The sequence below is a fragment of the Promineifilum sp. (SeqCode) genome, from assembly GCF_041918635.1.
Taxonomy (GTDB): Bacteria; Chloroflexota; Anaerolineae; order Promineifilales; family Promineifilaceae; genus Promineifilum.
The window spans coordinates 1-3,583 of record NZ_JAYRVJ010000746.1 but is presented as its reverse complement, the minus strand read 5'-3'; the positions used below and the strand labels follow the sequence as shown (position 1 = coordinate 3,583).

General features: G+C 65.4%; 3 protein-coding genes. 1 reads left to right on the top strand and 2 read right to left on the bottom strand.

Going from position 1 to position 3,583, the window contains the following annotated elements; translation table 11 throughout:
• Both ACE3UY_RS21605 and ACE3UY_RS21600 read right to left on the bottom strand, forming a co-directional pair.
• Positions 1-1,122, bottom strand: a 1,122-nt coding sequence (locus ACE3UY_RS21605; protein ID WP_374689547.1) for a GAF domain-containing protein, incomplete at its 3' end; no start/stop codon positions are given.
• Between the two features lie 67 nt (positions 1,123-1,189).
• The gene (locus tag ACE3UY_RS21600; RefSeq protein ID WP_374689546.1) at positions 1,190-2,491 is read right to left on the bottom strand and encodes a M16 family metallopeptidase; all 1,302 of its coding nucleotides are present in this window, start codon (positions 2,489-2,491) and stop codon (positions 1,190-1,192) included.
• A 259-nt stretch (positions 2,492-2,750) separates the two neighbouring features.
• Here ACE3UY_RS21600 and ACE3UY_RS21595 point away from each other — a divergent pair, with 259 nt between their 5' ends.
• Positions 2,751-3,449 carry a hypothetical protein gene (locus tag ACE3UY_RS21595; RefSeq protein ID WP_374689545.1) on the top strand — a complete coding sequence of 233 codons (699 nt, stop codon included), beginning with the start codon at positions 2,751-2,753 and terminating at the stop codon, positions 3,447-3,449.
• Positions 3,450-3,583: the final 134 nt, after the last annotated feature.

Sequence of the window (3,583 nt, the reverse complement as noted above, 5' to 3'; positions counted from 1 at the left end):
GGCCGGCAGCATGCTTATCTGAATCTGGCGGCCGACGGCCAGCTCTTCTTCGATGCGCTGGCGCTGGAGCTCTTCGTGGTGCAGCCGGGCCTGTTCGATAGCCAGCGCCGCCTGATTCGCCATCAGCCGCAACAGGCGCACTTCCACGTCGGTGAACTGGCGCGGCTGGCGCGAGTCGATGACCAGCGTGCCGATCGACTTGTTGGCAGCCACGAGCGGCACGATGGCCGCGGCGCGGAAGCCTTCCGCCTCCAGCCACTCCGACATCCACAACGGCGGCTCCTGCTTGGACAGGTCTTCGACCAGCAAGATCTGTTGCGAGCGCATGACGCGGCCGGAACCGGTCTTCTCATCGGCCGGGGCGCGGTAGCCGTTGCGCACCGGGTCGCCATGCCAGCCAGAAGCGGCGCGGAAGATGAGGTAGTCGGGGTCGTTCTCGTCTGTCAGCAGCACGGCGCAGGCGTCGGCCTTGAGCAGTTCGCGCACCTCATCGACGAGGAAGTTCATCAGATCATCCAGGTCGCGCCGGCTGAGCAGTTGTTGCGAGAGATCGAGCAGGGTGGCCTGCTCATGGATGCGCTGGATTTGCAGGGCCTCAAATAGCCGCGCCCGTTCCAGGGCGATGCCCATCTGGCTGCCGACGGTGCTGAGCAGGGTCAGGCTGCGGGGCGTGAAGGACGACCATCCCGGCGCGGCGACGTTCAAGATGCCCAGGATGCGATCGCCCGCCCGCAGCGGCGAGGAGGCGTGGACAGTCAATCCGTTACGCTCACCGGTGACGCCGGCCAGACGGCTGCAACGCACTTCGTTGTAGGCGCCGGTCAGCTTGCCGGCCAGACAGAGGCCCTGGCAATCGCAGTTCTTGTCCCAGGCGTCGGGGTTAGTGACAGCCATAGCCGGCGGCAGGTTGTGGTGCGCCGCCAGCCGGAAGCCGCGCCCACCCCAGCGGTCAGGGGCCGCCGGGTCGCGCAGGAACACCCAGCCCGTCTCCAACCCCATCAGATCGACCAGTTGCGCCAGGGACGTATTCAGCGCGGTCTGAACGTCGGCGGCCTGGTTGAGCACCTGGGATATCTGGTTGAGCGTCTGGAGGTCAACGATGAGATCGGAGCTCGTGGTCATCGGAGACGATTCTAGCATAGTCGGCGTCACACACTAAGCCGGGGCAGCGCAGCGCCACCCTGGCGGATCACTCCTCCTCGTCGGACGCAGTCGATCCATCTGGCTCGTACCAGCCGACCGTGCGGTTGCGCTTATGCAGATACGTGGCGCGGACGCGCTCGACATCGGCCAGCGTGACGCCGCGCAGCCGCTCCAGGATGGACTCGAACCAGCCATAGTCGCCGGTCGTCGCCTCGGCCGCGCCAAGTATTTGCGCCTGGCCGGAGATGCTCTCGCCGGCCATGATGAAGTGGGCGCGGGCGCGCTTGAGGGCCTTGTCCAACTCGGCCTGAGTGATCGGCTCGGTTGCCAGCCGGGCGATCTCCGCCTCCAGCGCCGCTTCCACCTCCGGTAGCGTCCGCCCGGCGCGGACGACGGCGTTGATGCTGTAGAGGAAGGGGTCAATGGTCGGCGCGATGCTGCCGTAGGCCGAAGCGGCCAGTTCGGTGGCGACCAGCGCCTTGTAGAGTCGCGAGCTGCGGTTGGAGCCGCCACCAGCGAACATGCCCAGGCTGCTGCCGCCGGCAAAGGCGGCATTGAGCAGTGACAGAGCAGGGAAGTCGGGATGGCTCGCCCCGGGAACGCGATAGGCGTAGGTCAGGTAGGCCGTATCGCCCGGCCCCTGGACGGTGACGCGCCGCTCACCCAACTGCGGCGGCTCGTCGCGGCGTACGGGCGCGGCGGCCTCACCGCCGGCCAGCGGGCCGAATAGCTCCGAGACGCGGGCCAGCATGTTGTCCGTCTGGAAGTCGCCAACGACCACAGCGATGGCGTTGTTGGGGACGTAGTGGCGGCGGTAGTGGCCGTACAGGTCATCACGGGTCATGCTGTGCAGGTCGGCCGTGTCGCCGATGACCTCATGGTGATAAGGATGGACGCGGAAGGCAGCGGCGGTCAGTTCCTCGTCCAGCAAGAAGCGCGGTTCGTTGGCGTACATGGCCCGCTCGGAGAGGATGACCGTGCGCTCCGACTCGACCTCGTCGGGAGGCATTTCCGTGTTGACCATGCGGTCGGCCTCCAGTTGGAGGGCGAGGTCGATCCGGTCGGCGGGCAGCGTCTCGTAATAGGCGGTGAAGTCGAGCCAGGTGAAGGCGTTCCAGTAGCCGCCCTCGCGCGAGACCATGCGCTCCATCTCGTTGCCGGGGAAGCGCGGCGTGCCCTTGAACATCATGTGCTCGACCCAGTGGGACGCGCCGGTGCGGCCGGTAACCTCGTTGCGGCTGCCGACGCGATACCAGATCATGAAGGTAATCACCGGCGCGTGGTGCATCTCTTTGAGCAGCACGGTCAGCCCGTTATCCAATTGCGTTTTGGTGACTGCGGAACCCATCGATTCACTCCTCTTACACCGCTGAGGTCTGTGGATTATAGCGCGCCGGCGCGGGGCTGCTAATGTCTTCCTCTGTGTCACTCTGCGTCCGCCCTCTGTGTCTCTCTGTGTTACTCTTACTTGCGATCTGCTAGTCGCCGGCCGTCATTGTCACCAACACCAAAACCGCTATTATTGGAGGAACAATGAAGCCCCTAACGGTCAGCGGCGCACCGGCGAAGTTTTTCCGGATGGCGCGCTCCCGGCGCGGACACACACCATGACAAGACGGCCGTTTCTCATCAGCGGTATTCTCGGTCTCGGCGCGGTCGCCATGACGCTCCTCTTGTCCTTCGTCGGCCCGCGCCCGGCCGCGCTGCCGGCCGGCTTCATTACCCCGGTGCTGGCCTTCGAATTCGCCAAGAGCGAGGCCGAGGTGCGGCAGATCATCGATCCCGTCGGCGACGTCCGTCCGGCGATGGACCGCGTCAACCAGCTCGACTTTCTCTACATTGCCCTATATGGCGGCTGCCTGTTCACGTTCGCGCTGACCTGCGACCGGCTGACAGGCCGGCGGCTCTTCTTCGGCGCGGCGGCTCTGGCCATTGGCATCATGGCCGCCGACATCCTGGAGAATGTCCAACTGCTGACCATTACCGCCCACATGGACGACGGCGGGTTCGCGGGTGAACTGACCCGCCTGCGCCTCTTCACCTGGCTGAAGTGGGGCGGGTTGGCCGTCTACTTCGCGCTGCTGTGGCCCTACTTCGCTCGTTTGGGTGGGCCGGCCCGCTGGCTCGGCGCGATCTGCTTTTTGCCGCTTCTGCTGGGCGCGGTGGCTTTCCTCAGCCGCGGCCTGATGAGCGAGTTGTTCGCCCTGTCCGTCGGCCTCATGTTTCTGATGCTGACGGCTTATTCGTGGTGGTTTCGCCGGCCGGCTGTAGCACAGGCTGTCAGCCTGCCGGCCGGCACAGGCTGACAGCCTGTGCTACAAACATAGGAGTGACGCGATGGAATTCTGGCTAAACGGCGAACTGAAGCAATTCGACGGCGACCCCGAGTTGCCCCTGTTGACCTATCTCCGCTTGCAGGAGGGCATCACGTCGCCCAAAG

Coding starts and splice junctions, on each gene's coding strand:
- ACE3UY_RS21600 (WP_374689546.1), bottom strand. CDS start 2,491: ATGGGTTCCGCAGTCACCAAAACGCAATTGGATAACGGGCTGACCGTG.
- ACE3UY_RS21595 (WP_374689545.1), top strand. CDS start 2,751: ATGACAAGACGGCCGTTTCTCATCAGCGGTATTCTCGGTCTCGGCGCG.